We start from the raw sequence: 5,027 nt of genomic DNA on the forward strand, positions 1-5,027 counted from the left end.
GTCATAGGCGGGCCAGTAGGCGTGCAGCACCAGGGTTCCGACGGCCGCGCCGACAATCCCTGTGGCGAGGTACTGGGGATTGCGCAGCCACGAGCCTTTGATCACGCGCACCATGGTGAACGCGGTGAAGATGGCGGAGAGCAGCAGATCCGACATGGTTGGCCCCTGGACCAACGGACTCTCCGCCCAATAGTAGAACGATCCGTTATACGGCATCGGCAATTGCCATCGAGACGCGTGCCAGCATGAATCCTCCCCCCAACATCACCGATCCGCTCGTCCTGTTCATGCCGTCGGGCAAGCGCGGCCGGTTCCCGGTCGGCACGCCGGTGCTCGATGCGGCGCGTCAGCTCGGCGTCTATGTCGAAAGCGTGTGCGGCGGCCGCGCCACCTGCGGGCGCTGCCAGATCGAAGTGCAGGAAGGCAATTTCGCCAAGCACAAGATCATCTCGTCCAACGACCACATCTCGCCCAAGGGCGCCAAGGAAGAGCGCTACGAGCGCGTGCGCGGCCTGCCCGAGCGGCGCCGCCTCTCCTGCTCGGCGCAGATTCTCGGCGACCTCGTCATCGATGTACCGCAGGACACGGTCATCAACGCCCAGACCATCCGCAAGGACGCCGACACCAGGGTGATCGCCCGCGATACGGCGATCCGCATGTGCTATGTCGAGATCGAAGAGCCCGACATGCACAAGCCGCTCGGCGACCTCGACCGGCTCAAGATCGCCCTGATGAAAGACTGGGGCTTAAAAAACCTGGAATTCGATTTCTATCTGCTGCCGCAGGTGCAAGGCATCCTGCGCAAGGGCAACTGGACCGCGACGGCCGCCATCCACAAGGATGCCGACAGCGACATCGCACGCGTCATCGCGCTGTGGCCGGGCCTGAAGAACGAGGCCTACGGCCTTGCCTGCGACATCGGCTCGACCACCATTGCCATGCATCTGGTGTCGCTGCTGTCGGGCCGCGTCGCTGCGTCCTCCGGCACCTCCAATCCGCAGATCCGCTTCGGCGAGGATCTGATGAGCCGCGTCTCCTATGTGATGATGAATCCGGACGGCCGCGAGGGCATGACGGTTGCCGTGCGCGAGGCCATTTCCAGCCTGGTCGACAAGGTCTGCGCCGAAGGCAACGTCCAGCGCGCGGACATTCTGGATTCCGTCTTCGTCGGCAATCCGATCATGCATCACCTCTTCCTCGGCATCGATCCGACCGAACTCGGCGGTGCGCCCTTCGCGCTCGCCGTCTCCGGCGCGGTGCGCATCAAGGCCTCCGACATTGGCTTGAAGCTCAACCAGGGCGCCCGCCTCTACATGCTGCCTTGCATCGCCGGCCATGTCGGCGCCGATGCCGCCGCCGTCACGCTGTCGGAAGGCCCGCATCGCCAGGACGAGATGATGCTGATCGTCGACGTCGGCACCAACGCCGAGATCGTGCTGGGCAACCGTACGCGCGTGGTCGCGGCCTCCTCTCCCACCGGCCCGGCCTTCGAGGGCGCGGAAATCTCCGGCGGGCAGCGCGCCGCGCCCGGCGCCATCGAGCGCGTGCGCATCGATCCCGTCACATTGGAGCCGCGCTACCGCGTCATCGGCTCGGAACTGTGGTCGGATCAGCCGGGCTTCGCCGAAAGCGTGCAGGCGACCGGCGTCACCGGCATTTGCGGCTCCGGCATCATCGAGGTGATCGCCGAGATGTATCTGTCCGGCATCATTTCGGAGGACGGCGTCGTCGACGGGTCGCTTTCGGCGCGCTCGCCGCGCATCGTGGCCAACGGCCGCACCTTCTCCTATGTGCTGAAGGAAGGCGAGCCGAAGATCACCATCACCCAGAACGACGTCCGCGCCATCCAGCTTGCCAAGGCGGCGCTCTATGCCGGCACCAAGCTGTTGATGGAAAAGCAGCACACCGATCATGTCGACCGCATCCATCTCGCCGGCGCCTTCGGCTCCTTCATCGATCCGAAATACGCCATGGTCCTTGGCCTGATCCCGGACTGCGACCTCGACAAGGTCTCGGCCGTCGGCAACGCCGCCGGCGCCGGCGCGCGCATGGCGCTCTTGAACCGTGGCTACCGTCGCGAGATCGAAGAGACGGTGAGCAGGATCGAGAAGATCGAGACGGCGCTGGAACCGAAATTCCAGGAGCACTTCGTCTACGCCATGGCGCTGCCGAACAAGGTCGACCCCTTCCCCAAGCTGGCCGCCGCGGTGAAGCTGCCGCCGCGCAAGGCAATGAGCGAGGACGGCGCCGCAGGCGACGCCACCCCGCGCCGGCGCTCACGCGAGGAGCGCGCGGCACGGCGGGGCCGCGCGTAGGCTTCTTTCCGCCTCCAACACTTCAACTTCATTTGCATGCAAATGTTTCCGAATCCGCGCGATCCGGAAACCGAAGCGCTGTTCTCGCGAAATCGACCCGATACAGGCGTGACGCATTTAGCGGCCATCGCATGGCGGCCGGGGATCATTCGCGGCCGCCGCTGGTCTTCAAGGGAGAAGAAAATGTCAATGTTCGGAAATCTCAGCCGCTTCGGTGTCACCATCAGGCAGGCTCATGCCAGGAACAAGGCGATCCGCGCGCTCAACGATCTGCCGGCGCATGTCCAGAAGGATATCGGCTGGCCGGCCTCGCCGCCGAGCGATCCTCAGGCAGCACTGCACAAGCTGCTCCTGGGCACGCCGCGCTGATGACCTTCGCCGACAAATGCAAGCTGCTCGGCAAGCGCCGGGGCCGCGATGCGGATCCGGCGGCGGGCGACAACAAGCTGCGCGCCGCGCTGCTGCCGAAGCGGCGCTAAGCAATTCCAGGGAAAGCGCGCAGCGACTGGCTCGTCGACTTCGCCATAGCCCTCCGTAATTGCGTAGACAGGGAAACCGGCACCACCGGATCACGCCGATGTGCCAGCGTGAATCCTTGACATTTTTAACTGCGGTACGATCTTCGAAAAGCGGGGGGAATTCTCTTAGTCGGCTCTGCCGAGATCCGTGTATCCGCATGCCCAGTTTGAAAAGCCACCTCGTTTCGTTCGTACTGCGGCACAGCCGCAAGAAGGCGTTTTCCAGCCCCGAGAACCTGCAGCGCTGGATCGCCTATGCCCGCAAGACCGAGGACCATCATCCGCCGGCCTTGCTCAAGGCGCGGCTGGACATAACCGAGACCGAGATCGACGGCTTTCCCGTCTATGAGATCGCGCCGAAGGCGGGCGAACGCCGGCGCATACTTTACCTGCATGGCGGCGCCTATGTTTTTCAGATCACCTCCTACCACTGGGGGCTGATCGCCGAGATGGCCGAGCGTCTCGGTTTCGGAATCACCGTGCCGATCTACCCGATCGCGCCCGAGCACGATTTCCACGACATGTTCGGCATGGTCGGCGACGTCTACCGGCACATGCTCGAAAGGACCGACTCGGAGGACATCGTCTTCATGGGCGATTCCGCCGGCGGCAACATGGCCGTCGTGCTGACCATGATGGCGGCCAAGGAGGGCCTGCCCTCGCCGTCGCGCCATGTGCTGATCTCGCCCGGCCTCGACGTTTCGCTTGCAAATCCTGAAGTCTTCGAGGCCGAGCGCCAGGATCCTTGGCTGGGCATTCCGGGTGGGCTGGAAGCGGTGCGGCTCTACAGCGCCGGTTTCGACCGCAAAGACTGGCACATCAGCCCGCTTTACGGCGACTTGTCCCTGCTGCCGAAAACGCTGCTGCTGACCGGCTCACGCGACATGCTGACACCAGACAATCTCATCTTCGCCGAACGGGCGCGGGCTGCCGGCGTGGAGGTGGACGTGGTCTACGAGGAGGGCATGTTCCACGTCTGGCCGCTGATCGAGATGCCGGAAGCGCGCCGCGCGCGCGACAGCATCGTATCGTTCCTGAGGGATGAAGCCCGCGGTCAAGCCGAAAGGGAGACGGTCGACTCGTCGGCCAAGGGCCTATCAAGAGTTCCGTTGATGACCGGATTTGCGAGTACGAAGATCGCATCGGCGATTTCATCGCTTCGATCGGGGTGGTAGCCGATATCGTCCCTGAGTTCGATCAGATTTGCCCATTCCTCCACGTCGGACGCGGCTAGCTCCCCCGTGAGAAAGCGACGGAGCGTCCTCGCTATGTGATCGGCGCTAAGGACAACGATCGGCGTATCCGACCAGCCAAGCTCGTCAATCATGTCGGTCAGCCGCTCAATCGGCTTTGCGAACGCAACGAGGTCGCTGAGCACCGAAAATCGGTCCATCACGTTCGTCAGAACTTGCCGGTTTCCCGGAACAGTTCGAACGTCGCCCGGATATGGTCGGCCACGGCCTTCACCGGCGCGCTGGCGTCGGGCGCCACCACCATGGCGAGATTGTAGGTGCCGATCTCGGGCATGCCGTCCTTGGCGCCCAGCGAGACCATCTCGTCGCCGAGGAAGGATTTCGGCAGCGGCGCCACCGCAAGGTCGGCCATGATTGCGGCGCGCTGGCCGGCCGTGTGGGCGCTCATATAAGCGATGCGATAGTTGCGGCCCTCGCGTCCGAGCGCTTCGAGCGCGCCGGCCCGCCAGGCGCAGCCCTCCTCCCACAGCGACACCGGCAAAGGTTCGCGCAGATGCGCGCAGCCGCCCTTGGCGCCCGCCCAGACGATGGGCTCGGTCAGCAGAACCTCCGCGCCGACGGCACTGGTCTTGTAGGAATTTGTGAGCAGCGTGATGTCGAGCGCGCGGTCGTCCATGCGCCGGCGCAGATTGATGCTCTGGTCGATGGTGACGTCGACGGCGATCGAGGGATGCGACTGCGCAAAGCGCTTCAGCACATGCGGCAGCACGCGCTCGCCATAGTCGTCCGGGGACCCAAGCCGCACCACGCCGACAATGTCGGGGATGATGAACTTCGACACCACCTCGCGGTTGATCGACAAAAGCCGGCGGGCATAGCCGAGCAGCATCTCGCCATCCGTCGTCAGCGTCACCGAACGCGCATCGCGCGCGAAGACGGAACGGCCGAGAATATCTTCCAGCTTCTTGATCTGCATGGAGACGGCCGACGGGGTGCGGAAC

Annotated in this window: 4 protein-coding genes; 3 read left to right on the plus strand and 1 reads right to left on the minus strand. The window is 64.3% G+C overall.

All coding sequences use genetic code 11. From position 1 onward, the window contains the following. Positions 1 to 245: 245 nt before the first annotated feature. The 3 genes from EOA27_RS21445 to EOA27_RS21455 all read left to right on the plus strand — a co-directional run bounded on the left by EOA27_RS21445 (position 246) and on the right by EOA27_RS21455 (position 4,008). Positions 246 to 2,315, plus strand: a complete 2,070-nt coding sequence (locus EOA27_RS21445; RefSeq protein WP_127257097.1) for an ASKHA domain-containing protein — start codon at positions 246 to 248, stop codon at positions 2,313 to 2,315. 183 nt (positions 2,316 to 2,498) lie between these two features. Further along, the gene (locus EOA27_RS40830; protein WP_040982459.1) at positions 2,499 to 2,684 is read left to right on the plus strand and encodes a hypothetical protein; all 186 of its coding nucleotides are present in this window, start codon (positions 2,499 to 2,501) and stop codon (positions 2,682 to 2,684) included. A 307-nt stretch (positions 2,685 to 2,991) separates the two neighbouring features. Further along, positions 2,992 to 4,008 (plus strand): alpha/beta hydrolase, encoded by a 1,017-nt coding sequence (locus EOA27_RS21455; RefSeq protein WP_126082171.1) that lies wholly within the window; start codon positions 2,992 to 2,994, stop codon positions 4,006 to 4,008. A gap of 226 nt (positions 4,009 to 4,234) precedes the next feature. On the opposite strand, the gene EOA27_RS21460 is transcribed toward EOA27_RS21455, so the two are convergent. Then, the coding region (locus EOA27_RS21460) for a LysR substrate-binding domain-containing protein (RefSeq protein WP_127257099.1) at positions 4,235 to 5,027 on the minus strand (793 nt) is incomplete at its 5' end.

Origin of the sequence: Mesorhizobium sp. M2A.F.Ca.ET.037.01.1.1, from assembly GCF_003998075.1 — a bacterium.
Classification (GTDB): domain Bacteria; phylum Pseudomonadota; class Alphaproteobacteria; order Rhizobiales; family Rhizobiaceae; genus Mesorhizobium.